The 23,924-nt window shown below is 68.2% G+C and carries 23 protein-coding genes; 3 read left to right on the top strand and 20 right to left on the bottom strand.

Annotation, left to right across the window (positions count from 1 at the left end):
* Positions 1-26 precede the first annotated feature (26 nt).
* The 11 genes from ACYVJH_RS03100 to ndk all read right to left on the bottom strand — a co-directional run bounded on the left by ACYVJH_RS03100 (position 27) and on the right by ndk (position 10,271).
* The gene (locus ACYVJH_RS03100) at positions 27-788 is read right to left on the bottom strand and encodes an EAL domain-containing protein (RefSeq protein ID WP_460453189.1); all 762 of its coding nucleotides are present in this window, start codon (positions 786-788) and stop codon (positions 27-29) included.
* Complete coding sequence (moeB, locus tag ACYVJH_RS03095; protein WP_460453188.1) at positions 785-1,876, bottom strand: molybdopterin-synthase adenylyltransferase MoeB; 1,092 nt, start codon at positions 1,874-1,876, stop codon at positions 785-787. Before moeB ends, ACYVJH_RS03100 begins: the two co-directional genes overlap by 4 nt.
* A 9-nt stretch (positions 1,877-1,885) precedes the next feature.
* Positions 1,886-3,112, bottom strand: coding sequence for a molybdopterin molybdotransferase MoeA (locus tag ACYVJH_RS03090; protein ID WP_460453187.1), 1,227 nt, complete (start codon positions 3,110-3,112; stop codon positions 1,886-1,888).
* A complete protein-coding gene (gene mobA / locus ACYVJH_RS03085) occupies positions 3,102-3,680 on the bottom strand; it encodes a molybdenum cofactor guanylyltransferase (RefSeq protein WP_460453186.1) in 579 nt (192 codons plus the stop codon). Before mobA ends, ACYVJH_RS03090 begins: the two co-directional genes overlap by 11 nt.
* Positions 3,677-5,077 carry a ribosome biogenesis GTPase Der gene (gene der / locus ACYVJH_RS03080; protein WP_460453185.1) on the bottom strand — a complete coding sequence of 467 codons (1,401 nt, stop codon included), beginning with the start codon at positions 5,075-5,077 and terminating at the stop codon, positions 3,677-3,679. Before der ends, mobA begins: the two co-directional genes overlap by 4 nt.
* A gap of 32 nt (positions 5,078-5,109) precedes the next feature.
* Positions 5,110-6,333 carry an outer membrane protein assembly factor BamB gene (gene bamB / locus ACYVJH_RS03075; RefSeq protein ID WP_460453184.1) on the bottom strand — a complete coding sequence of 408 codons (1,224 nt, stop codon included), beginning with the start codon at positions 6,331-6,333 and terminating at the stop codon, positions 5,110-5,112.
* Between the two features lie 4 nt (positions 6,334-6,337).
* Positions 6,338-6,988 carry a YfgM family protein gene (locus tag ACYVJH_RS03070; protein WP_460453183.1) on the bottom strand — a complete coding sequence of 217 codons (651 nt, stop codon included), beginning with the start codon at positions 6,986-6,988 and terminating at the stop codon, positions 6,338-6,340.
* A gap of 68 nt (positions 6,989-7,056) precedes the next feature.
* The gene (locus tag ACYVJH_RS03065) at positions 7,057-7,926 is read right to left on the bottom strand and encodes a RodZ domain-containing protein (protein ID WP_460453182.1); all 870 of its coding nucleotides are present in this window, start codon (positions 7,924-7,926) and stop codon (positions 7,057-7,059) included.
* The gene (gene pilW, locus ACYVJH_RS03060; protein ID WP_460453181.1) at positions 7,923-8,696 is read right to left on the bottom strand and encodes a type IV pilus biogenesis/stability protein PilW; all 774 of its coding nucleotides are present in this window, start codon (positions 8,694-8,696) and stop codon (positions 7,923-7,925) included. Before pilW ends, ACYVJH_RS03065 begins: the two co-directional genes overlap by 4 nt.
* Complete coding sequence (gene rlmN / locus ACYVJH_RS03055) at positions 8,686-9,858, bottom strand: dual-specificity RNA methyltransferase RlmN (protein ID WP_460454258.1); 1,173 nt, start codon at positions 9,856-9,858, stop codon at positions 8,686-8,688. Before rlmN ends, pilW begins: the two co-directional genes overlap by 11 nt.
* Positions 9,846-10,271 carry a nucleoside-diphosphate kinase gene (ndk, locus tag ACYVJH_RS03050; RefSeq protein ID WP_460453180.1) on the bottom strand — a complete coding sequence of 142 codons (426 nt, stop codon included), beginning with the start codon at positions 10,269-10,271 and terminating at the stop codon, positions 9,846-9,848. The genes rlmN and ndk overlap by 13 nt, the downstream gene beginning before the upstream one ends.
* Positions 10,272-10,503: 232 nt before the next feature.
* Between ndk and ACYVJH_RS03045 the strand changes: the two genes are divergently transcribed.
* Genes ACYVJH_RS03045 through ACYVJH_RS03035 form a run of 3 tightly spaced genes read left to right on the top strand, consistent with a single transcriptional unit; the run spans position 10,504 to position 14,753 of the window.
* Positions 10,504-11,124: a TetR/AcrR family transcriptional regulator gene (locus tag ACYVJH_RS03045; RefSeq protein ID WP_460453179.1), complete on the top strand. Its 621-nt coding sequence runs from the start codon at positions 10,504-10,506 to the stop codon at positions 11,122-11,124.
* A 42-nt stretch (positions 11,125-11,166) separates the two neighbouring features.
* Positions 11,167-13,536: a 3-hydroxyacyl-CoA dehydrogenase/enoyl-CoA hydratase family protein gene (locus tag ACYVJH_RS03040; protein ID WP_460453178.1), complete on the top strand. Its 2,370-nt coding sequence runs from the start codon at positions 11,167-11,169 to the stop codon at positions 13,534-13,536.
* 20 nt (positions 13,537-13,556) lie between these two features.
* Positions 13,557-14,753, top strand: coding sequence for an acetyl-CoA C-acyltransferase (locus tag ACYVJH_RS03035; protein ID WP_460453177.1), 1,197 nt, complete (start codon positions 13,557-13,559; stop codon positions 14,751-14,753).
* A 50-nt stretch (positions 14,754-14,803) separates the two neighbouring features.
* On the opposite strand, the gene ACYVJH_RS03030 is transcribed toward ACYVJH_RS03035, so the two are convergent.
* The 9 genes from ACYVJH_RS03030 to rpsA form a co-directional block, all read right to left on the bottom strand.
* Positions 14,804-15,157, bottom strand: coding sequence for a tRNA-binding protein (locus tag ACYVJH_RS03030; protein WP_460453176.1), 354 nt, complete (start codon positions 15,155-15,157; stop codon positions 14,804-14,806).
* Positions 15,154-16,437 carry an NAD(P)/FAD-dependent oxidoreductase gene (locus tag ACYVJH_RS03025; RefSeq protein WP_460453175.1) on the bottom strand — a complete coding sequence of 428 codons (1,284 nt, stop codon included), beginning with the start codon at positions 16,435-16,437 and terminating at the stop codon, positions 15,154-15,156. The genes ACYVJH_RS03030 and ACYVJH_RS03025 overlap by 4 nt, the downstream gene beginning before the upstream one ends.
* An 18-nt stretch (positions 16,438-16,455) precedes the next feature.
* Complete coding sequence (galU, locus tag ACYVJH_RS03020; RefSeq protein ID WP_460453174.1) at positions 16,456-17,334, bottom strand: UTP--glucose-1-phosphate uridylyltransferase GalU; 879 nt, start codon at positions 17,332-17,334, stop codon at positions 16,456-16,458.
* A gap of 10 nt (positions 17,335-17,344) precedes the next feature.
* Positions 17,345-19,228, bottom strand: a complete 1,884-nt coding sequence (locus ACYVJH_RS03015) for a polysaccharide biosynthesis protein (RefSeq protein ID WP_460453173.1) — start codon at positions 19,226-19,228, stop codon at positions 17,345-17,347.
* Positions 19,225-20,238: an MraY family glycosyltransferase gene (locus tag ACYVJH_RS03010; protein ID WP_460453172.1), complete on the bottom strand. Its 1,014-nt coding sequence runs from the start codon at positions 20,236-20,238 to the stop codon at positions 19,225-19,227. The genes ACYVJH_RS03015 and ACYVJH_RS03010 overlap by 4 nt, the downstream gene beginning before the upstream one ends.
* Entirely contained in the window at positions 20,238-21,410 is a 1,173-nt protein-coding gene (lapB, locus tag ACYVJH_RS03005) for a lipopolysaccharide assembly protein LapB (RefSeq protein WP_460453171.1), read from the bottom strand. Before lapB ends, ACYVJH_RS03010 begins: the two co-directional genes overlap by 1 nt.
* The gene (locus ACYVJH_RS03000) at positions 21,403-21,675 is read right to left on the bottom strand and encodes a lipopolysaccharide assembly protein LapA domain-containing protein (protein WP_460453170.1); all 273 of its coding nucleotides are present in this window, start codon (positions 21,673-21,675) and stop codon (positions 21,403-21,405) included. Before ACYVJH_RS03000 ends, lapB begins: the two co-directional genes overlap by 8 nt.
* A 56-nt stretch (positions 21,676-21,731) precedes the next feature.
* The gene (locus ACYVJH_RS02995; RefSeq protein WP_460453169.1) at positions 21,732-22,058 is read right to left on the bottom strand and encodes an integration host factor subunit beta; all 327 of its coding nucleotides are present in this window, start codon (positions 22,056-22,058) and stop codon (positions 21,732-21,734) included.
* A gap of 82 nt (positions 22,059-22,140) precedes the next feature.
* Complete coding sequence (gene rpsA, locus ACYVJH_RS02990) at positions 22,141-23,823, bottom strand: 30S ribosomal protein S1 (protein ID WP_460453168.1); 1,683 nt, start codon at positions 23,821-23,823, stop codon at positions 22,141-22,143.
* Positions 23,824-23,924: the final 101 nt, after the last annotated feature.

Here is a 23,924-nt window from a genome sequence, read left to right as displayed (position 1 = left end):
CTGGCGCGGATGCCGCCGGCCCGGCCTCAGTCGGGCCAGCGGATCTCCGGAAGCGCTTCGAACGCCGGCTTGCACAGGTAATAACCCTGGAACAGGTCGACGCCCTGGTCCTGCACGAAACGAAGCTCGTCCCGGGTTTCCACACCCTCGGCGATCAGCTGCACGCCCAGGTCGGCGCACAGGCCGACCACGTGGCGCAGGATCTTGCAGCGCCGCGGGTCGGCGGGCAGGCCGCGGACCAGCGCCATGTCCAGCTTCACCAGGTCGCAGGCCACGTCGGCCAGCAGGTTGAGGCCCGAGTAGCCGGAACCGAAATCATCGAAAGCCGTGAGGAAGCCGCGCTGCTGGTAGTGCTGCACGATTTCGCGCAGGTGGCCGTGGTCCTCGACCTTCTCGACTTCGGTGAACTCGAAGATGATCCGGTCGATCGGGAAGTCATAGGTGCGCGCCGCCTCAAGCGTGGTCCGGATGCAGAGCTCCGGCCGGTAGACGGCGTTGGGCATGAAATTGATGCTGACGTAGCCGGGCACGCCGAGCCGGCTGGCCAGCTCGATCGCCTTGACCCGACAGGCCTGGTCGAACTGGTAGCGGGTGTCGGCATTGACGTGCCTGAACACCTCGGCCGCGGCTTCCCCGCCCGGCCCGCGCACCAAGGCCTCGTGGGCAAAGACCTCGCGCCGGGACAGGCTCACGATCGGCTGGAACGCCATCGTGAAGGAAAAACCAAGTCCGGCACCTTCCCGGCATTCCCGGCAGGCCAGTTCCCGGTAATTCTTCTGTTCCCTCATGCCTTCTCCGGACCGCAGCCCGGACACTGCGGATCCACGCGCAGGCGGGTTTCACGAAACCGCATCGCCAGGGCGTCGAAATGCAGCAGGCGCCCCGACAGCGGTTCGCCGATGCCCAGCAGCAGCTTGATGGCCTCGGTCGCCTGCAGCAGGCCAATCACGCCCGGCAGCACGCCCAACACGCCGGCTTCTGCGCAGTTTGGCGCGTCTTCGGCGGCCGGTGGTTCCGGGAAAAGGCAGCGGTAGCAGGGCGCTTCGCCGCGCCGGCGGCCCGCGTCGAAAACACTGACCTGCCCTTCGAAACGATGCACGGCGCCATACACCAGCGGCTTGCCATGACGCAGGCAGGCGGCGTTGAGCACGTAGCGCACGGGGAAGTTGTCGGCGCCATCCACCACCACGTCGGCGGCCTGCACCAGGGCGTCGACGGTCTGCTCGGTCACCCGCACCCGCCGGGCCTGGACCTGCACGCGTGGATTGAGGGCCTGCAGGGCCTGGCGTGCGGAATCCACCTTGGGCTGGCCGATGCGGTCTTCGGTGTGCAGCACCTGGCGCTGGAGATTGCTGCGATCCACCACGTCGTCGTCGGCGACCACCAGCTCACCGACACCGGCCGCCGCCAGGTACAGCGCCGCCGGTGAACCCAGGCCGCCGGCGCCAACCAGCAGCACGCGTGACGCCGCCAGCCGTCGTTGCCCTTCTAGGCCGACCTGGGGAAGGCGCAGGTGGCGCGAATAACGTTCCAGGAAATCGGCGTCGTCCGGTGCCCCGGCGGTGGTCGGCAGCTGCTCGCGACACCAGCCCTCGAAACCGCCCGCCACCGAACACAGGCGGGTGTAACCGCGGGCCTGCAGCGCCTGCGCCGCCATCATCGAACGGCGGCCACTGCCGCAGATCAGCAGCAGTTCGGCATCGGTGTCGGGCGTGATGCGACCGGGCTCGGCTTCCAGCGTGGCCCGCGGTACCGGCAGCGCGCCTTCGGGGAGCCCAAGCGCGTGTTCGTCCGGTTCGCGAACGTCCAGCAGCCGGCTGCCGCGCGCCATGCGGCGACGGGCTTCGGCGGGAGTGATTTCTTCGATCGGTGGCATCGTGCCAGTCTAGCCGCGACCCGCCGCGCAAGGCAGGCAGTCGACCACGGCGCCGGCGGGAAACTCCCCGGCACCTTCGGGCAGGACCAGCAGCACGTCATTGCCGGCCGCGGCGGCCAGGCGGTGCGAGCCGGTGGCGGCATCGGGAACTACGAGCAGCTGGCCGTGCTCGTCCACCTGCAGGCGCCCGCGCATGAATTCGCGCCGGTCATGGCGCTTGTGCACGCCCTCGGTGAGCTTCGCCCGCCAGCGCGTGCGCGGCTCGGCGCGCCCCTGCAGGCCGTCGACCAGGCGGCGCCCCAGGGTCAGGAAGGTCGCCAGCACCGACACTGGATTGCCGGGCAGGCCCAGCAGCAGCGACTCCCCCAGCCGCCCCAACAGCAGCGGCATGCCGGGCTTCATGCGCACTTTCCAGAAATGGGTTTCACCGCGGGCCTGCAGCAAGGCCGGCAGGTGGTCCTTCTCGCCGGCGCTGACGCCGCCGCAGGTGATCACCAGGTCGAAGGAAAACGCGGCGTCCTCGAGCATCGCGGCGATGCGCGCCGGGTCGTCGGGCAGGATCGGCCAGGCCACCGGCTCCAGGCCTTCGGCCAGCAGCAGCGTCTGCAGCAGGGCGCGGTTGGAGTCGTGGATCTCACCCGGCGCCAGCGCCTGGCCGGGCGGCCGCAGTTCGTCGCCGGTAGTGAACACGGCCACGGTCGGGCGGCGCGCGACGGAAAGTTCCGGCAGCCCCAGCGCGGCGGCCAGGCCCAGGCGCGCCGGCGTCAGCACGTCACCGGCGGAAAGCAGGCGGGTCCCCGGCTGCACGTCTTCGCCGGCGCGGCGGATGTGGTCATTCGCGGACGGTACCTGGTCGGTGTAAAGGCGGTCGCCTTCGACCCGCGCGTTTTCCTTGATCACGATCGCCTCGGCGCCGGCGGGAAGCGGCGCGCCGGTGGTGATGCGGCTGGCCTGCCCCGGCGCCAGCACCAGGCCCCGGTCGACGCCGGCGAACTGCTCCCCCACCAGCTGCCAGCCGCGCTCGGGCATCGGCAGGCCGTGCACGGCGAAGCCGTCCATGGCCGCGTTGTCGAAGTTCGGCAATGCAATCGGCGCCACCACGTCTTCGGCCAGCACACGTCCCAAGCCGCGCTGCAGCGGGATGCGCTCGGGGGAAAGCCGGCGGCTGGCCGCGACCCGGTCGATGATCTCGGCGGCTTCGTCGAAGCTGATGCGCGTGGGGAAATCAGGCGTCATGGTGTAGGTCATAAGCCTCGGGGGTATTGGCATTGCCCAGTCGCGCGGGTGAGACGTCGAGCTGGACAGGACACAGCTTAGCGAGGGCGCGGTGTACGGCGGCTTCACCCGCGTCCAGGGCCGAACGCGAGGCAGCCAGCAGGCCCGACGCCGGCCAGAGGCCCAGCAGGGGCTGCAGGCCGCCGGCATCACGCAGCCAGGCGCCTTGCGGCGACGCCAGCGCGGCGAGCCGGTCGAAAAGGCATTCGGGCAGGCCGGTGGCGTCCACCGGCAGGACCAGCAGCCAGGGCGTCGGGCAGGCGGCGGCCAGTGCTTCGAGGCCGGCCAGCGGACCCGGCTGGTCCGGACGAAGATCCTGCACGCAGACGAAACCACGTTCTGTCCAGCGCGGATCCGGCGTCCTTACGCTGGCAAGCCGCGCGCCGAATGCCGCGTCTTCGAGTTCCCGCAGCAGGGCGTCCAGTGCGGGCATGCCGTCGCGCGACAGCCAGGCCTTGTCCCGCCCCCCGACGCGCTCGCCGCGACCTCCGGCCAGCACGCCCAGGCTGACGTCCGCCCTCGCGATCACTTCCCGCGCTTGACGTGCCGCATCAAACGTCGCTTCGCCTTGATCTGGCGATCGCTGAGCGGGTTCTTCTTGCCCTCGTAGGGGTTCTCGCCTTCCTTGAAGATGAAGCGGATGGGCGTGCCAACGAGCTTGAAGCGCTTGCGGAAGAAGTTTTCCAGGTACCGCCGGTAGCTGTCGCTGAGCACGCGCAGGCGGGTGCCGTGCACGATGAAGGTCGGTGGGTTGGCACCACCGGGGTGGCAATAGCGCAACTTCGAGACGTGCCCGCGCACGGCCGGCGGCGGGAAGCTCTGGTAGGCGATTTCCACGGCCTTGGTGACTTCCGAGGTGCTGAATTCCTTCGTCGCCGAGGCGTGCGCGCGGTGGATGGCGCGGAAGAGTTCGCGCATGCCGGTGCCGTGCAGCGCCGAGATGGTGATGCGTTCGGCCCATTCGCAGAACGAGAGCTTGCGCACCAGCATGCCCTGGGTCTGCTCGCGCTGGTACTTGCTCTGCCCGTCCCACTTGTTGACCGCGATGACCAGCGCCTTGCCGGCCTGCAGGATAAGGCCGAGCACGGTGGCGTCCTGTTCGGTCACGCCTTCGCCGGCGTCGAGCAGGACCACCGCCACCTGGCAGTTTTCGATCGCCTGCAGGGTCTTGAAGACGGAGAACTTCTCCACCGCTTCCTCGACCTTGGAACGCCGGCGCAGGCCGGCGGTGTCGATCAGGCGGTAGTCGCGGCCGTCGCGGGTCAGGTCCACCGCGATCGAATCGCGGGTGGTGCCGGGCACGTCGGAGGCGATCATGCGCTCCTCGCCCAGCAGGCGGTTCACCAACGTCGACTTGCCGACGTTGGGACGGCCGAGGAACGCGATGCGGATGCGATGCGGGTCGTCCGCCAGCACCGCGGCGTCGCCGTCCTCGGGCAGCGCCGGGATGACCTCTTCGAGCAGTTCGGGCACGCCACGCTGGTGCGCCGCAGCCACGGGGATGACCTTCTCGACGCCGTAGCGCGCGAACTCGGCCAGCACCGGCTGCAATTCCAGTCCGTCGACCTTGTTGACGACCAGGAAGAAGCGGCGGCCGGTCTTGCGCAGCCAGGCCAGGATGGCGTCGTCGACCGCCGATGGACCTTCGCGGCCATCGACCACGAACAGCACCAGGTCGGCTTCTTCCACGGCTGCACGGGCCTGGCGCGCGGTGGCGCCGGCCAGGCCTTCTTCGTCACCGGACAAACCGCCGGTGTCGCACAGGCCGAACGGCCGGTCTTCGACCAGCCGGCAAAAACCATAATGGCGATCCCGGGTGACCCCGGGTTCGTCATGAACGAGCGCGTCACGGCTGCGCGTCAACGCGTTGAAAAGCGTTGACTTGCCGACGTTGGGACGGCCCACGAGAGCAACCAATGGCAACACGCGGAACTCTCCCGTGGATTACGTCGGCCGGCTTATTGCGCCGGCGACGGGTAAGCGGACAGGCGACCTTCGGAATCCAGCACGATCAGCGTGCCGGTCGGGGTGACCTGAGGGGTGCCGCGGATAGGCGCCTTGCCGGCACGGTCGCGGCCGACGATGACGCCGTCGTCGCTGCGCAGCCAATGCACGTAGCCGTCGATGTCGCCCACCACCAGGTAGTCGCCCTGGATGGCCGGCGTCGTCAGCCAGCGACGAGCGAGGCCTTCCTGGCGCCACAGGGGCGAACCGGTGTTGCGGTCCAGCGCCCAGACGGTGCCCGCGGCATCGGACAGCACCACCCGGTCGCGCAGCAGGGCCAGGCCGGAATAACCGCCGGTGTCACGGTTCCACAGCGGACGGCCGTTCTGCGTCGAAATGGCCATGGTCTGGCCGGCGAAGCTGGTGGCGAAAAGCTCGGAGAAACCCAGGGCCAGTTCGCCGTCGACGTCGGCCATGCGGTCGAGGTCGTTGCGCCCTTCGGACTCGGCGATCAGCTGGGTCCAGGCGACCAGGCCGTCGCTGATGCGCAGCGCAACGACAGTGCCGTCGTCATAACCGAGGTAGGCCAGCTGGCCGTCGGTGACGGGCGCGCCGTTGCCGCGCACGCTCAGGGCCGGGATGCCGCGGTCGAACACCCACTTGCGGGTGCCGTCGGCCGGGTCCAGGCCGAAGGTGCGGCCGTCGTTGCTGCGAACGATGATGCGGTCGGGCGTGATCAGGGGCGCGGCGATCACCTCGGAGGTGACCTTGATGCGCCAGCGCTCGGCGCCGGTTTCGGCGTCGAGGGCCACCACTTCGCCGTTCCGGCCACCGGCGACCACCATGCCATTGGCCGCGGCCGGACCACCGCTCAGGCCACCGTCGATGGACTTGCGGCGCCAGAAGAACAGGCGGCTGCCCTCCTTGCGGGTCGGGGCGACTTCGGAATCCCACAGCACGTCGCCGCTGGTGACGCTGATCGCAAGCACGCGGCCTTCGTCGTTGGACACGTAAAGGCGGTCGCCTTCGATGGCCGGACGCTGGCGCAGGCCCAGCTTGGCGGATTCATCGCCCAGCTTGCGCGACCAGGCCTTGCCCACGGCGATGGGGCTGGCGATTTCAACCAGCTCGGCCGGTTCACTGGCCTTGTTCTTGTCGTCGCCGAACCAGCCCTTGAGGGTGGTGCAGCCCGTGGTGGACGCCAGTAGCGCCGCGATGATCAGGGTACGACGCAGCATGCGTTCAGGCCTCCGGGGAATCGGGCAGGCGGCCGCCGGCCGCGGTGAATTTCATTTCGACGATGCCGCGGGTCGGCGACGCCAGGTCGAGCGCGGCCAGGGCCTGCTCGTAGGCCACGCGGGCCTGTTCACGGTTGCCCAAGGCCAGCTCGGCGTCACCGCGCAGCTCGCCGGCCACGCCGGGGTAGCTGGGCAGCGGATGCGATTGCAGGCGCGTGAGGACGTCCTCGTGCCGCTCCAGGCCCGCCAGCAGGCGCATGGCGCGCAGCTGCAGCAGTTCCGCCATCGCCGGGTCGAGGTGTTCGGGCGACACGGCGTCGAGCTTGGCCAGGGCCTCCTCGGCCTTGCCCTCGGCCTGCAGGCGCTGCGCCTCGTTGAGCGCGACCAGGGCCACGTAGGGCGTTTCCGGGTGGTTCTGGCGCAGGGCCTGGGCGTGGGCCAGGGCCTTGTCGGTCTGCGCGTTGTCCGAGGCGCGGCTGTAGGCCAGGAACTCGGCCGCGGCCTCGACCTTGCGCACTTCGCCCTGGTTCTGCCACCACTGCCAGCCTCCCAGGGCCGCCAGGCCCAGGGCGACGCCGGTGATCAGGGAAGAGCCGTTGTTCTTGAGCCAGGCGCGAACGCGTTCGCCCTGTTCGTATTCGTCAATCTGGTCCATGGATCACTTCTTCTGGCCCGCGCGCTGACGGCGCGGACAGTGGGTCGGGTGGCCGGGGCGCCGGTGGATTACCGGGCAGGCTCGGGTTCGCCGCCAGAGGATACCGTAAAGCGGGCGACGTTCGCCGCGCGGAAAGGTTCCAGGTCCACCGGCTGGCCATCGTGCAGCACGTTCACGGCGGACGCGTTGCCCAGCGTGATGTAGCCCACTTCCCCGTCGGCGTAGCGGCGTTCGGCACCTGCGTCGAGCAGTGCGCGTTCAAGCCGGCGGCCCTGCGGGTCGTTAACTTCCAGCCAGCTCTGGCCACTGAAACGCAGCACCAGGCCATCCTGGCCGGGCATGGCGGCCGGAGGCTCCGCGGCTGGCGTCTTGACCGGGACCGGCGCCATCGAGGCCATTACCGGCTCCGGGCTGGCCGGTTCCGGATCGGCGACCGGCAGCGCGATCTCCTGCTCCGCAGCGACAAGCGCCCCGCCGGCATCGAGCGCGGGCAGGACGGACGGATCGGGTTCGAGGGTCAGCGGCTGCGGTCGATCAGCGTTCTGGTAGTGCCGGGCGACCAGCACCACGGGCACCACCAGGACGGCGGTCATCACCAGGTAGACGACGTTGCGCAGGGACCTGTCCAGCGTGCGGCGCAGCACCGAGCGCGAGGCCATCGGCACCAGGACCGGCGCCGGGGTCGGTGCAACCACCGCCTGCAGCATTTCCTGCGGCAGGTCCAGCAGGCGCAGGTAGCTGCCCAGGTAGCTGCGCACGTAGATCGGCGCGCCCAGGCGCTGCCAGTCCTCGCGCTCCATGGCTTCGATGATGGCGACCGGCAGCCTCAGCTGCTGGCCGGCCTGCTCCTTGCTCAGGCCGCATTTTTCGCGGGCCGTGCGCAGGCGCTGGCCAATGGGATCCTCAAACAAACCTTCCTGCCGGCCTTCGATACTCATGACTGCGGAGATTCCTCCCTGGCGGTTGGCGTGTGTTCCGGAAAGCCCTGCCGCAGGCGAGTGCGGTAGCGCTCGGCGGCGGCGCGGTCACCGGCGCCCTCTTCGATGGCGATGGCAAGTTCGAGCAGTTCGGCACCGACCTCGGCCACCGCTTCGCGGCGCTGGAAGAAGGCCCGTGCACCCATGAAGTTGCCTTGCTGGTACTGCAGGCGCGCCATCTGCTCGAGCAGGGCGGCGTCCTTGGGCTCCAGGTCCAGGCCCTTGCGAAGGGCGGCGTCCGCCTGGGCCGGGCGGCCACCAAGGACGGAGCAGCGCCCGGCGTTGTAGTACGCCTGCGCCTTGGCTTCGTAGAACGGGTCGAGCACGGCGCGGGCGAATACCGCGTCGGCTTCTTCGTATTTCCGGTGCTCGCAAAGCCAGGCGCCGTAGGCATTGAGCACGTGGCCGGTGTCGGGAGCCAGCTTGGCGGCCTGGGCGAAGTGTTCGCCGGCCCGGGTCTTGTCGTCCAGGGCCTGGCGGATCATGCCCATGACCACCTGGACGTCGGCCGAGCCCGGGTCGGTGCGCAGGGCGCGCTGGGCACGGTCCATCGCGACGTCGAGCTTGCCGGCGGACAGGTAGTTCTGCGCCAGGTGCAGGTTGGCCAGGCCCTTGTTGCTCATCTCAGGCTGCGCCTTCGTGGCGCGCGTGCCGCCGCCGGTACCGGCGCAACCCGCCAGGGCCAGCGCGAGTGCGCCGGCGAAGAGGAACGGGACCGACCTACGCTGCATCTGAAACCCCCTGTTGTTCGAGCTTGCGCTTGAATTCGGACTGGCGACGCGTGCGGTCCATGACCTGGCCCTTGAGCTGGCCACAGGCCGCGTCGATATCGTCGCCTCGGGTACGCCGGACCATGGCGAGCACGCCGGCGTCGAGCAGGATCTTCTGGAAGGCGCGGATTTCCGTTTCGCCGCTGCGCTCGAAGCGCGTGCCGGGGAACGGGTTGAACGGGATCAGGTTGACCTTGCCCGCGTCCGCGTACTGCATCTTGTTGGAGAACGACTTCATCAGCTTCGCCAGGTCGCGGGCGGTGGCGGGTGAATCGTTGACGCCCTTCATCAGGGTGTATTCGAAGGTGACCGAGTCGCCCTTGCGCTTGTTGCGCAGGTAACGCACGCAGGCGTCCATCAGCTCGGCCACGGGGTACTTCTTGTTGAGCGGGATCAGTTCGGTGCGAAGTTCATCGTTGGGCGCGTGCAGCGACACGGCCAGGGCCACGTCGGATTCGACGGCCAGGCGGTCGATCATCGGCACCAGGCCCGACGTGGACAGGGTGACGCGCTTGTTCGCCAGGCCGAAGCCCAGGTCGTCGCGCATCAGGCTCATCGCACGCACGACGTTGTCGAAGTTCAGCAGCGGCTCGCCCATGCCCATCATCACCACGTTGGTGAGCTTGCGGTTGAGATGGGTCTTGTTGCCCAGGTGCTTCGAGGCCACCCACACCTGGCCGATGATCTCGGCGGTGCTGAGGTTGCGGTTGAAGCCCTGGGTGGCGGTGGAACAGAACTGGCAGTTGAGGCCGCAGCCGACCTGGCTGGACACGCACAGCGTGCCGCGGCCCTTGTCGGGGATGAACACAGCCTCGATGGCGTTGCCGGCGTCCATGCCAAGCAACCACTTGTGGGTACCGTCCGCCGACGGCTTGTCGAAGAGCACGTTCGGCGGGCGGATTTCGGCGACCGCCTCGAGCTTGGCGCGCAGCACCTTGCCCACGTCGGTCATCTGGCCAAAGTCGGTGACGTGCTGGTGGTAGATCCACTTCATCACCTGGTGGGCGCGGAAGCGCTTCTCGCCGAGGATGTCGGCGAAGAAGTGCTCCATGCCCTCGCGATCGAGGTCGAGCAGGTTGGTCTTGGCGACGGCCTCGGTCACGTCATCACTCAACGCGGGCAGAGCTCGGTGGCGCTGAAGAAGTACGCGGTTTCGATCGCGGCGTTCTCCAGGCTGTCGGAACCGTGCACGGCATTGGCGTCGATGGTTTCAGCGAAGTCGGCGCGGATGGTGCCCGGCGCGGCTTCCTTCGGATTGGTGGCGCCCATCAGGTCGCGGTTCTTGGCGACGGCGTTTTCACCTTCCAGCACCTGGATCATCACCGGACCCGAGGTCATGAACTCGACCAGGGCGTTGAAGAAGGGACGCTCGCGGTGCACCGCGTAGAAGCCTTCGGCCTCCTTGCGGGAAAGGTGCTTCATCTTCGCCGCGACGATCTTCAGGCCGGCCTTTTCGAAGCGGGCGTAGATCTCGCCGATGACGTTCTTGGCGACCGCGTCGGGCTTGATGATGGAAATGGTGCGCTCCAGCGCCATGGTCTAACTCCGTAGGTTGCAGGGGTATTGGGAGCCCATGAATTTACCACAAATCCCCGGTACGGCGAGGGTTTAGCGCAATTCCCTGATTATTTCCAGCAGTATCGGCCACCCCACCCTCACCCGCTCCCGGGGAGGCTCGCGTGTTGCACTTGTTTGAATTGCCCATTTGACCTTCGCCCGCCTCCGGGTACACTCGCCAACACCTGTTTTAATCGAACGCTGGCAAGCCATGAGCACAAGCCATTTCAACACCAAGGAACGCATCCTCGGCGCCGCCGAAGAACTGTTCGCCCAGCACGGCTTCGCCGGCACGTCCCTGCGCCAGGTCACCAGCCGGGCCGACGTCAACATCGCGGCGGTCAATTACCACTTCGGCAGCAAGGAAAACCTGGTCAACGAGGTGTTCCGGCGCCGCATGGACGAGATGAGCGAACGCCGCCTTGCCCTGCTGCGGCTGGCCCAGGACAAGCAGCCCGGCGACCTTGAGGCCATCCTTTCGGCCTTCATCGAGCCACCCCTGGCGCTCACGATCGACCGCCACGGCGGCTCGGCCTTCGTCCGGGTGCTGGCCCGGGCCTTCGCCGAAAAGAACGACCGCCTGCGCAAGTTCCTGTCCGACAACTACGGCCACGTGCTGCGCGAATTCGCCAAGGCCCTGGGCCAGGCCCTGCCCGACCTGGCCAAGGAAGACTTGTACTGGCGGCTCGATTTCACCGCCGGCGCGCTGACCTATGCCATGGCCGACTTCGGCCTGATCAAGCGTCCGGCCGGCGTTTCCGAAAAGGCCCACTGCGAGAAGGCTGCCCAGGCCCTGATCCGCTTCGCCGCCGCCGGCCTGCGCGCCGGCTGACCACCCCACTTCCACCCCTTCTCCTCCCACGGAGCTGTTCCCATGCCTCAACTTCTCATTCGCAAGGTCGCCGTGCTTGGCGCCGGCGTGATGGGCGCGCAGATTGCCGCCCACCTCGCCAACGCCGACGTCGAAACCGTCCTGTTCGACCTTCCGGCCAAGGAAGGCAAGCCCAACGGCATCGTCGACAAGGCCATCGCCAACCTGGGCAAGCTCTCGCCCTCGCCGCTGGCCAGCAAGTCCAAGGTCGCGGCCATCACCGCCGCCAACTACGACCAGCACCTGCACCTGCTGCGCGACTGCGACCTGGTCATCGAGGCCATCGCCGAGCGCATGGACTGGAAGAAGGCGCTGTACGACAAGATCGAGAACCACGTGGCCCCGCACGCCATCCTGGCCTCGAACACTTCTGGCTTGTCAATCAATGGCTTGGCCGAGGTTCTTCCGGAATCACTTCACTCCCGGTTCTGCGGCGTGCACTTCTTCAACCCGCCGCGTTACATGCACCTGGCCGAGCTCATCCCATGCGTGAAGACTGACCGGGAAGTCCTTGAAGGGCTTGAGACTTTCCTCGTAACGACCCTGGGCAAAGGGGTCGTGTACGCCAAGGACACCCCGAACTTCATCGGCAACCGGATCGGCGTGTTCTCGATCCTGGCCACCCTGCACCACACCGCCGAGTGCAAGCTCGGCTTCGACGAGGTCGATGCCCTGACCGGCCCGCTGCTCGGCCGCCCGAAGTCGGCGACCTACCGCACCTCCGACGTGGTCGGCCTCGACACCATGGCCCATGTCATCAAGACCATGGCCGACACCCTGCCCGACGACCCCTGGCACAAGTACTTCAAGGCCCCGGACTGGCTCAGGGCGCTCATCGAGAAGGGTGCGCTGGGCCAGAAGACCGGCGCCGGCATCTTCATGAAGAAGGGCAAGGAGATCCAGGTCCTGGACCTCAAGGCCCAGGACTATCGCCCCGCCACCGGCGCGGCCGATGCGGAGCTGGTGGCCATCCTGAAGAACCGGAACCCGGCCGAGAAGTTCGCCCAGCTGCGCGCCAGCGAGCACCCGCAGGCGAAGTTCCTGTGGGCGATGTTCCGCGACCTGTTCCATTACAGCGCCTACCACCTGAGCTCGATCGCCGACACCGCCCGCGACGTCGACCTGGCCATCCGCTGGGGTTACGGCTGGAAGCTGGGCCCGTTCGAGACCTGGCAGGCCGCCGGCTGGAAGCAGGTGGCCGAGTGGATTGCCGAGGACATCGTCGCCGGCAAGGCCATGTCCAGCGCGCCCCTGCCCGACTGGGTGTTCGACGGCCGCGATGGCGTGCACGCCGCCGAGGGCAGCTTCAGCCCGGCCAAGGGCGAAATGCTGCCGCGTTCGAACCTGGCCGTTTACAACCGCCAGCGTTACCCCGACCCGGTGCTTGGCGAACGCGCCAGCCCGGGCGACACCGTGTTCGAAACCGACGCGGTCCGCATGTGGCATGACGGCGACGGTATCGCCGTCCTGGGCTTCAAGACCAAGATGCACACCGTCAGCGACGGCGTGCTGGCGGGCATCCAGGAGGCGGTCGGACGCGCCGAGAAGGATTTCCGCGGCCTGGTGATCTGGCAGCCCAGCGAACCGTTCTCGGCCGGCGCCGACCTGGCCGGGGCCCTGGGCTCGCTGCAGGCCGGCAAGCTCGACGAGTTCGAGGCGATGGTCGCCACCTTCCAGGCCACCAGCCAGTGCATCAAGTACTCGCTGGTGCCGGTGGTCGCGGCCGTTCGTGGCCTGGCCCTGGGTGGCGGCTGCGAGTTCCAGATGCATGCGGCGCGCAGCGTGTTCGCGCTGGAAAGTTACGTCGGCCTGGTCGAGGCCGGCGTCGGCCTGCTGCCGGCCGGCGGCGGCCTGAAGGAAATCGCCGTGCGCGCCGCGCAGGCGGCGGGCCCGGGCGGCGACGTGTTCGCCGAGCTCAAGCCCTACTTCGAGGCCGTGGCGATGGGCAAGGTCTCGACCTCGGCCTTCGAGGCCAGGGAACTCAAGCTCGCCCGCGAATCCGATCCGGTGGTGTTCAACGCCTACGAGTTGCTGCACGTGGCCAAGGCACAGGCGCTGGCGCTGGCCGAGTCGGGCTACCGCCCGCCCCTGCCCGCCCGTGCGATCCCGGTGGCCGGCGACGTCGGCATCGCCACCTTCCGGATGATGCTGGAGAACATGATCGAAGGTCGCTTCATTTCCGAACACGACTACGAGGTCAGCAAGCGCATCGCCACGGTGATGTGCGGCGGCGAGGTGGACCGCGGCGCCCTGGTGGACGAGGAATGGCTGCTGCGGCTCGAGCGCGAGCATTTCGTCGCGCTGGCCCAGATGCCCAAGACCCAGGAACGCATCGCCCACATGCTCAAGACCGGCAAGCCGCTGCGTAACTGAGCGACGACGAGGACTATCAAATGACCAAGCAAATCCAGGACGCCTACATCGTCGCCGCCACCCGCACCCCGGTGGGCAAGGCCCCGCGTGGCGTTTTCCGCAACACCCGCCCCGATGAAATGCTGGCCCACGTGCTCAAGGCCGTGGTCGAACAGTGCCCGGGCATCGACACCAGCCGCATCGACGACGCCATCATCGGCTGCGCCATGCCCGAGGGCGAGCAAGGCATGAACGTGGCGCGCATCGGCGTGCTGCTGGCCGGCCTGCCCGACGTGGTGGCCGCGCAGACCATCAACCGGTTCTGCTCCTCGGGCCTGCAGGCCGTGGCACTGGCCGCCGACCAGATCCGCCTGGGCAACGCCGACCTGGTGCTGGCCGGCGGCACCGAGTCGATGTCCATGGTGCCGATGATGGGCAACAAGGTGGCCATGAGCCCGAAGGTGTTCCAGGACGACAACGTGGCGATCGCCTACGGCATGGGCATCACCGCCGAAAAGGTGGCCGAGGAATGGAAGGTCAGCCGCGAGGACCAGGATGCGTTTGCCCTGGCCTCGCACCAGAAGGCGCTGGCCGCGCAGGCCGCCGGTGAATTCAAGGAAGAAATCTCCCCCTACGGCGTGATTTCCCGGCAGCCCGTGCTGGGCGGTGAAACGATCCAGCAGCGTGAGTTCGTGGTCGAACACGACGAGGGCCCGCGCCCGGACACCAGCGCCGAAGGCCTGGCCAAGCTGCGCACGGTATTCCGCAACGGCGGCTCGGTGACGGCGGGCAACAGCTCGCAGATGTCCGACGGCGCCGGCGCGGTGATGCTGGCCTCGGAGTCGGCGATCAAGCAGTACGGCCTGACCCCGCTGGCGCGTTTCGTCAGCTTTTCGGTCGCCGGCGTGCGCCCGGAAGTGATGGGCATCGGCCCGATCGCGGCGATCCCCAAGGCGCTCAAGCAGGCAGGCCTGAGCCAGGACCAGCTGGACTGGATCGAGCTCAACGAAGCCTTCGCCGCGCAGGCGCTGGCCGTCATCCGCACCTGCGAGCTGGACCCGGCCAAGGTGAACCCGCTGGGCGGCGCCATCGCCCTGGGCCACCCACTGGGCGCCACCGGCGCGATCCGCACCGCGACCATCGTGCACGGCCTGCGCCGGCGTCAGCAGAAATACGGCATGGTCACCATGTGCATCGGTACCGGCATGGGCGCCGCCGGCATCTTCGAAGCACTCTGACGCAAAGCCACTGATGGCGAAAACAGGCCCTTCGGGGCCTGTTTTTTTTGCTAGGCCATGCGGGTGCCGTCCGGCACCGGGCGTTCGAGGGTCGTGATGACCACGCCTTCGTCGGTCGGGAAGCCGGTGAGCAGGAACTCGGAGCGCACCGGGCCGACCTGCTTGGGCGGGAAGTTGATGACGCCGACCACCTGCCGGCCGACCAGGTCCTCGGCACGATAGAGCGCCTTGACCTGGGCGCTGGTCTTGCGCACGCCGTGCGGGCCGAAGTCCACCCATAACTTCCAGGCCGGCTTGCGTGCCTCGGGGAAGTCCTCGACGCGCTGCACGGTACCGGCGCAGAGCATCACTTTTTCGAAATCAGCCCAGCTGATCAGGCCCGTTTGCTGTTCTTGGTCAGTCATCGCGATTCCCACCTGTCCTTCCAGGCATCACGTGCCTGGTACCACCAGTAGCTTAGCTGGGCGCCGGCGAAACCGGCAGGCTTGAGCGCGGACACCAGGCCGTAGTCCGACAGCTCCCGCCAACGCGGGTCGCCGTGCGCGATCGCCGAGGCCAGCATCTCGCCGGCGAAGGTGGTGGGCGCCACGCCGTGGCCGCCGAAGGCCTGGGCCAGCCAAAGCCCCTCCTCCACCTTGCCCACCTGCGGCATCTGGTGCCGGGCGTAGCTCATCAGGCCCGACCAGGCGCGTTCGATGCGCAGGTCGTGCAGCTGCGGGAAAACCCTCAGGAGGTCGCGCCTGAGCAGGCGGCGGACGGCGTCGGCGGACCGATCGAAGATCGAAATCCGCCCGCCCCACAACAAGCGGGTGTCGGGCAGCGGCCGGTAATAGTCGAAGGCGAAGCGGCTGTCGTAGATCGCCGCGCGCGTGCGCAGCACCTCGTCCAGTCGCGGGCCCAGGGGTTCGGTGACCATCACGTAGGTCGCGATGGGCAAGACCCCGGCATCCACCTCGCGGCGCAGGCCGGCCAGGTAGCCGCCACAGGCCAGCACCACGTGGCGGGCGTGCACCTCGCCAGCGGGTGTGCGCACGCGCCAGCCGCTGCCGTCGCGGTCAAGGGATATCGCCGGGCTGGATTCGTGAACCCGGACCCCCTGCGACGTGGCCGCTTCGGTCAGCCCCCGGGCATAAGCCAGCGGATCAAAATGCAGGGCGTTGGCTTCGTACAAGCCTTCGCCGTAGCGGTCGCTGGCGATGCGATGGGCCATTTCCTCGCGCCCGAGCCATTGCCACTCGACGCCAAAATTCTTCGCCAGGAGGCGCTGGCGCTCCTTGAGCACGGCCGGGTCGCGGAACCAGTTCGCCCAGATCACGCCGGCGTCGGTGGCTTCGCAGCGGATGTCGTACTTGCGGATGCGACGACGAATCAGCTCAACGGCGTCCACCGTGCCCTGGTACAGCGCCTGTGCCCGCTGCGGGCCTAGCTCGGCCAGCAGTTCGGCCTCACCGCGCGAGAAGCCTCCGAAGACGAAGCCGCCGTTGCGGCCCGAGGCACCGTGGCCAATCTCGTGCGACTCAAGCAGCATCACGTCGCTTCCGCCGCGTTCGGCCAGGCCCAGCGCCGTGTTCAGGCCGGCGAAACCGCCGCCGACGACGCAGGTATGGACCTCATGCCGCCCGGCAAGGGGGGCGCGCGGCGGCGGCGCCGGTGACCGGGCGCGGTAGAAACTGTCGACAGACACGCAGCGAGCCGGAGCGGGTCAGCGTGCCAGCGCGGCGCGCATGTATTCGCGCGCCGGCTCGGCCAGGTCCTCGTGGTCGAGCGCGAACTCGATCGTGGCCTCGACCAGGCCGATGCGGCTGCCGCAGTCGAAGCGACGACCCTGGAAACGGTAGGCAAGCGCGCGCTTGTTCGCCATCAGCGTGGCGATCGCGTCGGTAAGCTGGATCTCGCCGCCGGCGCCGGGCGTGGTCTTGCGCAGAATGTCGAAGATGCTGCCGTCGAGCACGTAGCGCCCGACCACGGCCAGCGTGCTCGGCGCGTCTTCAGGATGGGGCTTTTCGACGATGGCTTCGATTTCACCAAAGCGGCCGGAAAAGTCACGCGTGGCGACGATACCGTAGCTGCCGGTCTGTTCCCGGGGCACGTCCTGCACCGCAATCACGCTGGCGTCCTCGGCTTCGGCCAGGTCAGCCATCTGCCTGAGCGCGCCCGGGCCCTTGTTCCAGATCAGGTCGTCGGGCAGCACCACGGCGAAGGGTTCGTTGCCGATCACGGGTTCGGCGCACAGCACGGCGTGCCCCAGGCCCAGCGCTTCGGCCTGGGTGACGAAGACGGCGCGCACGTGGCGCGGCAGGACGTCGCGGATCAGCGACAACAGCTCGGACTTGCCCTTCTTCTCGAGCTTGTGCTCGAGCTCATAGGCCTTGTCGAAATAATCGGCCACCGAATGTTTGTACCGGTTGGTGACGAACACCAGGGTGTCGCAGCCGGCTTCGATCGCTTCGTCGACGGCGTACTGGATCAGCGGCTTGTCCACCACCGGCAGCATTTCCTTGGGCACGGTCTTGGTGGCGGGCAAGAAGCGGGTGCCCAGGCCCGCAACGGGGAAAACGGCCTTTCTGATTCGGGAAGTCATGCGGTTCTCGTCAGTCGGGTTTCAGGTCCGCCGGGTACGGGTCGTCGCCCTTGCGGGCTTCCGGCCGGTATTCCGGCACGGCCTCGCGGAGCACCTCGGTCAGCGCCCCGTTGGCAACCGGGTCGGCGAGCAGTGCGTCCAGGCGCGCCAGCAGTTCGCGCAGGTGGCTGACGCCGATGTCGCGTGGCTTGGCCTGGAGGATGAGGGGGTGGCAGGTGCGCTGGTAGCGCTCCTCCGGGTGGAACAGGATTTCGTGCAGCTTTTCGCCCGGGCGCAGGCCAGTGTAACTCACCGCGATGTCGATGCCCGGACGCTTGCCGCTCAGGCGGATCATCTGTTCGGCGAGCTCGCGGATCGCCACCGGGCGCCCCATGTCCAGCGCATAAACCGCGCCATTTTCGCTCGCCAGGCTGACCGAATGCAGGATCAGCTGGCATGCCTCGGGAATCGTCATGAAGTACCGCGTCACCTCGGGATGGGTGACCGTCACCGGCCCGCCCGCGGCGATCTGCTGGCGAAACAGCGGCACCACGCTGCCGGCCGAATCGAGCACGTTGCCAAAGCGCACCACAGACAAGCGCACCGCGCTGCCGTCGAGCTCCGCCTGGCAGGCCAGCTCGGCGAAACGTTTGCTGGCGCCGAGCACGTTCACCGGGCATATCGCCTTGTCGGTGGAGATGAACACGAAATTCCCGACGCCAGCCTCGCGGCAGGCCCGGGCCAGCACGGATGAAACGATGACGTTGTTGCGCAGCGCTTCGCGCACCTGCGTCTCGAGCAGCGGCACCTGCTTGCACGCGGCGGCATGGAAGACATAGTCGACCTCGCCCGCCAGGGCGATGGCGCAGGCCACGGGGTCGCCGCAGTCGGCCAGCAGCGCCACCACGGGCACCTCCGGGAATCGCCGCTCGAGCTCCTCGGTGATCTCGCACATCGGCAGCTCGGCGCGTTCGAGCACGATCAGTTCGGCGGCCCCCGCGGCGGCACACTGGCGGGCCAGCTCCGAGCCGATCGAGCCGCCGGCACCGGTCACCAGCACGCGCTTGCCGGCCACCGAGGCCAGTCCCTGCGACGGATCGAATTCCACCGGGGGCCGGCCAAGCAGATCCTCGATGCGCACTTCGGACAGCTCAAGCCGCTGTGGCCGGCCGGCAAGCACGTCGGTCAGGCGCGGTGCCGCACGGAACGGCAGGCCGGTGTGGTCGCACAGCTCGACCACGCGCTGCATCTCGCTGGCGCTCGCCGACGGCATGGCGATCACCAGAAGGTTGGGCGCGGTTTCCTGGGCGATATACGGCAGGTCACCGATCGAACCCAGCACCGGCACCCCGCGCACTTTGGCGCCCTTCAATGCCGGGTTGTCGTCGAGCAGGCCCACCGGCGCGTAGCGGCCATCGCTGGCCAGCTCCCGGAGCAGGTTCTCGGCGGTCCGGCCGGCGCCCAGCACCAGCACGCGCTTGGCGTCGGCATGGGTGCTGCGCAGGCGATGGTCCTTCCACTGGCGGTAAAGGACCCTGGGCAGCCCCAGCATCACCACCAGCGCGACGGGATACGGGAACAGTACGCGCCGGGGCACGTCCGGCAGCAGGCCGATCAGGAACAGGATGGCGACGATCACCAGCACGCCCACCAGTGCGCCACGCACGAGGTTGGCCAGGTCGGGCACGCTGGCGAAACGCCAGAGCCCCTGGTAGAGGCCGACCAGCCGCAGCACCACGCCCTGGACCACCACGGCCACCATCAGTTCGGTGCCCAGCGACGGGGCCGGTGGCGCACCCGCCTTGGATGCCAGCCAACGCAGCGCCACCCAGACGAACACGATCATCGCCAGGTCGTGGAGGACGATCAGCAGCCGCGGCAACAATCGGGTGAAACTTCGGGTGGGGCGGGTCATCCGGCGGTACTTCCGTGGGGGGAATGCCCGGTCGCGGCCGGCAGGGGCCAGGCGCGCCCAAGGAGCGAATGGGCAATGATGCCAAAACCAAGGGCCACCACGCTGCCCAGGACGGGCCAGGGCGGCGCCTGGCGCAGCAGGTAGAGGGCCAGGCCGATCGCCGCCAGGGTCCAGGCGGCATAGAGCGCGCAGATGCCGGCATGGCTCCAGCCATGGGCGACGGCGCGCTGATAGAGGTGTTCACGATGTGCGCGCCACAGCACCTGCCGGCGCCGGGCGCGCGAAAGCAGGGTCAGGCTGGCGTCGAGCACCATCGCCGACACCGGCAGCAGCAGCAACCAGGTGGACGTTCCCGGCGTCCCGGCCACGAGCAGCAGCAGCGCCGCGATCGCGTAACCCAGGGCATGGCTGCCGACGTCGCCCAGGAACAGGCGCGCACGCGGGAAATTGAGCGGCAGGAAGCCCAGGCAGGCGGCTGCCAGCGCCACCGCCAGCCAGGCCGCCGGAGCCACCGTGGGCGCCAGCAAGGCCAGTCCCGGCGCGACGAAAATGGCCTGACTGGCCGCCAGGCCATTGCTGCCATCCATGAAATTCCAGAAGTTCACCAGGACCAGCACCACGCCCCAGGCCAGCACATGACCCAGCACCGGGCCCCAGACTTCAGGCAGCAGGGGGAAGGCGACCGCCAGGCAGGCCGCGCCGAGGGCCTGCAGCAGGCCCTTGGCCAGTGCCGGCAGGGGTCGCAGGTCGTCCACCAGGCCGGCCCCGGCGCACAGCACCAGGCCAGCCGCGAACCAGGCACTGCCCTGCCCCAGCCAGGGCGAAGCGGCCAGCAGCACGACCGCGATGCCGATGCCGCCACCGCGCGGGGTGGGCGCGGCATGCAGGCGCCGTTCGTCCGGGGCATCCACCACGCCCCGGCGCAGCGCCCACGCACGCCAGCCCAGCGCCAGCCCGGACCCTCCGGCCAGCGACAGTATCGCCAGCAGCCAAAGCGGCGGCATGGACATCACTCGCTTACCGCGCCGTGCACGGGCTTGATGCTGCCCCAGCTCTTGCAGCCCGGGCATTGCCAGTGATGGGCGCGGGCACCGAAGCCGCAGCGCTGGCAGCGGTAGCCGGGCGTGCGCACCACCAGCTGATCGGTGATCTGCTTGAGCGTCTTCAGGGCAACGGCCGGGTCGGAGTCGGCATCGCGCAGGCTGAGCTCGATGTAGGCGGCCTCGCCGCGCACGGAGGGCCGCTGGCGCAGCTGCCCGGACAGGAACTCCAGCGCGGCGCCCTTGCCTTCCTCGCGTTCGTACATGCGACTCAGGGCCAGCACCGGCGAAACGCCCGGGTAGTGTTCGATCATTTCAAGCAGGAAACCACGGGCGCGCGCCGATTCACCCCGGCGTTCGTAGCAGGCCAGCAGCGGTTCGAGGATCTCCGGCAGGAACTCGATGTCGTGGCGGGCCACGCGTTCGAAGGCGCGGATGGCCGCGGCATCGTTGCCCTGGACGAGTTCCAGCCGGGCTTCGACCAGGCCGGCGCGAACCGAATGGCTGTCCGCCGCATACGCCTCGGCCACGTGCACGCGCGCGCTGGCAAGGTCGCCACCCAGGCGCGCCATTTCGGCCAGTTCGCAGTGGAACTGCGCGATCAGCTTGCCCATGGGCTCGCCGCCGGCGTCTTCGAGCTTCCGGGCGTGTTCGATCGCCTTGGCCCAGTCGCGCTCGGCCTGGTAGACCGAAATCAGGTGCCGCAGCGCCTGCGGCGCCAGCACGCCCATGCGCACGAGATCGGTGAACAGGGTCTCGGCGCGATCGAGCAGGCCGGCGCGCATGTAGTCCTCGCCCAGCGCCAGGACGGCGCGGGTCTTCTGTTCGTCGCTGAGGCCGGGGCGGGCCACCAGGCTCTGGTGCAGGCGGATGGCGCGGTCGACCTCGCCACGCCGGCGGAACAGGTGGCCCAGCGCGAACTGGGTCTCGACCGTGTCCTTGTCCACGGCGGCGATCTGCAGGAATACCTCGATGGCCTTGTCCTGCTGTTCGTTGAGCAGGTAGTTCAGGCCGCGGAAGTAGGTGTTGGACAGGCGCGAGACGCGGTCGCCACCGCGGCGTTCGCCACCGCGGCGACCCGCCAGCCAACCGCCACCCGCCGCCACCGGCAGCAGCAGGAACAGCCAGGCGAGTTCAGTCATGGCCTTCCGGGCCAGGGGCCACGGAGGGAGCCGCGGGTTTGTCGCGGCGCATGCGATGGCGCAGCGGCCAGATGACCGATGCCGTGAGCACGAAGCCGGCTAGGATCGCGCCGGCCAGCACGGCCAGCAGCAGGCTGGTGCCCAGGGACAGGGTCTGGACCTGCCAGATGCCCAGGTCGATGCTCACCGGATCACGGTTGAGCGCGCCAAAAAGCACGCCGAAAACGACGAACAGCAGCGCGAGCAGGGCCTTGATCAGTCGCATGCGCGGGATTCCCGGTACCAGTCGTCGGCAAGCTTAGCCGATCGGAGCCGGTGGGCTCAGCCTTCGGCGTTCGGTGCGACAGCGACGGGTGCGTCGGGCGCGTTGCGCGCGTTGACCCGGTCGCGGAGTTCCTTGCCCGGCTTGAAGTGCGGGACGTACTTTCCGGGCAGGGCCACGGACTCGCCGGTCTTGGGGTTGCGACCCAGGCGCGGCGGGCGGAAATGCAGCGAGAAGCTGCCAAAACCGCGGATTTCAATGCGTTCACCCTGGGTCAGCGCGCTGCTCATCATCTCGAGCAGGGTCTTGACGGCCAGGTCCACGTCGTCGGCCTTGAGATGCGCCTGGCGCCGCGACAGCACCTCGATCAATTCGGACTTGGTCATCTCCGGGCGATCCCTCGTTCTACTTGGGTGGCGGCGTGGCCCGGGAAACCCGGGCCACGCGCCGGTACAACAATGGGGCCTGTTACTCGCCCTTGCTCAGCTGTTCGCGCAGCAGCGCACCGAGCTTGGTGGTGCCGGCGGCCGCGTCGGAAGCCTTGTTGACCTCGGCCAGGCTGTCGGCCAGCTCGGCCTCGTCCTTGGCGCGGATCGACAGCTGCATGGTGCGGCCCTTGCGGTCCATGCCCATGAACTTGGCTTCGACGGCATCACCGACCTTGAGGTAGGTGGTGGCGTCTTCGACGCGTTCCTTGGCGATGTCGTTGGCGCGCAGGTAACCCTCGACGCCGCCCTCGAGCTCGATGGTCGCGCCGCGGGCATCAACTTCCTTGACGACGCCGTTGACGATGGTGCCCTTCTGGGTACCGGCCATGTACTGGCCCACCGGATCCTGCTCGAGCTGTTTGACGCCCAGCGAGATGCGCTCGCGCTCGGGGTCCACGGCCAGAACGACGGCTTCGAGGTTGTCGCCCTTCTTGAAGTTGCGCACGACGTCTTCGCCGGTGGTGTTCCAGGAGATGTCGGACAGGTGCACCAGGCCGTCGATACCGCCGTCCAGGCCGATGAAGATGCCGAAGTCGGTGATCGACTTGATCTGGCCGGAGACCTTGTCACCCTTCTTGTGCAGGGCCGAGAAGGCCTCCCACGGGTTCGGGGTGCACTGCTTGATGCCCAGCGAGATGCGGCGGCGTTCGCCGTCGACGTCGAGCACCATCACTTCCAGTTCGTCGCCCAGCTGGACGACCTTGGACGGGTTGACGTTCTTGTTGGTCCAGTCCATCTCGGACACGTGCACCAGGCCTTCCACGCCCGGCTCGATCTCGACGAACGCGCCGTAATCGGTGACGTTCGAGACCTTGCCGAACAGGCGGGCGCTGGTCGGGTAACGACGGGCGATGTTGTCCCAGGGATCGTCGCCCAGCTGCTTGAGGCCCAGCGAGACGCGGTTGCGCTCGCGGTCGAACTTCAGCACGCGCACGTCCAGCTCGTCGCCGACGTTGACGACTTCGGACGGGTGGCGAACGCGCTTCCAGGCCATGTCGGTGATGTGCAGCAGACCGTCGATGCCGCCCAGGTCCACGAACGCGCCGTAATCGGTGAGGTTCTTGACGACACCCTTGATGACGGCACCTTCCTGCAGGCGCTCCATCAGCTGCTCGCGCTCGACGCTCGACTCGGACTCGACCACCGCACGGCGGGAGACCACGACGTTGTTGCGCTTGCGGTCAAGCTTGATGATCTTGAACTCGAGTTCCTTGCCTTCCAGGTAACCCGGGTCGCGCACGGGGCGCACGTCCACCAGGGAACCCGGCAGGAACGCACGAACGTCGCGGATGTCGACGGTGAAACCGCCCTTGACCTTGCCGGAAATACGGCCGGTGACGATTTCGCCGGCTTCCATGGAAGCCTCGAGTTCGTCCCACACCATGGCGCGCTTGGCTTTCTCGCGCGACAGCACGGTCTCGCCGAAGCCGTTCTCGAGGTACTCGAGGGCGACCTTTACGGTCTCGCCGACGGAAACCTCGAGTTCGCCTTCTTCGTTACGGAACTGCTCGATCGGGATGATGCCCTCGGACTTGAGGCCGGCATTGATGACGACCACGTCGTTGCGGATCTCGACCACGGTGCCGGAGACGATGGCACCCGGCTTGAGCTTGGAGAGGGCGCTCTGGCTCTGCTCGAACAGTTCAGCGAAAGATTCAGTCATTGTTGGATACTCGGTTGGACATACGGGTCGGCGGCTCCGCCGCGACCCACCTGTTGGCGCTTGGTGCGCGTGGGTTTACCCCGCGCCATCGGGCACGGGAA

Source organism: Arenimonas aestuarii (genome assembly GCF_054781715.1).
This window is presented reverse-complemented; position numbering and strand designations above follow the sequence as displayed.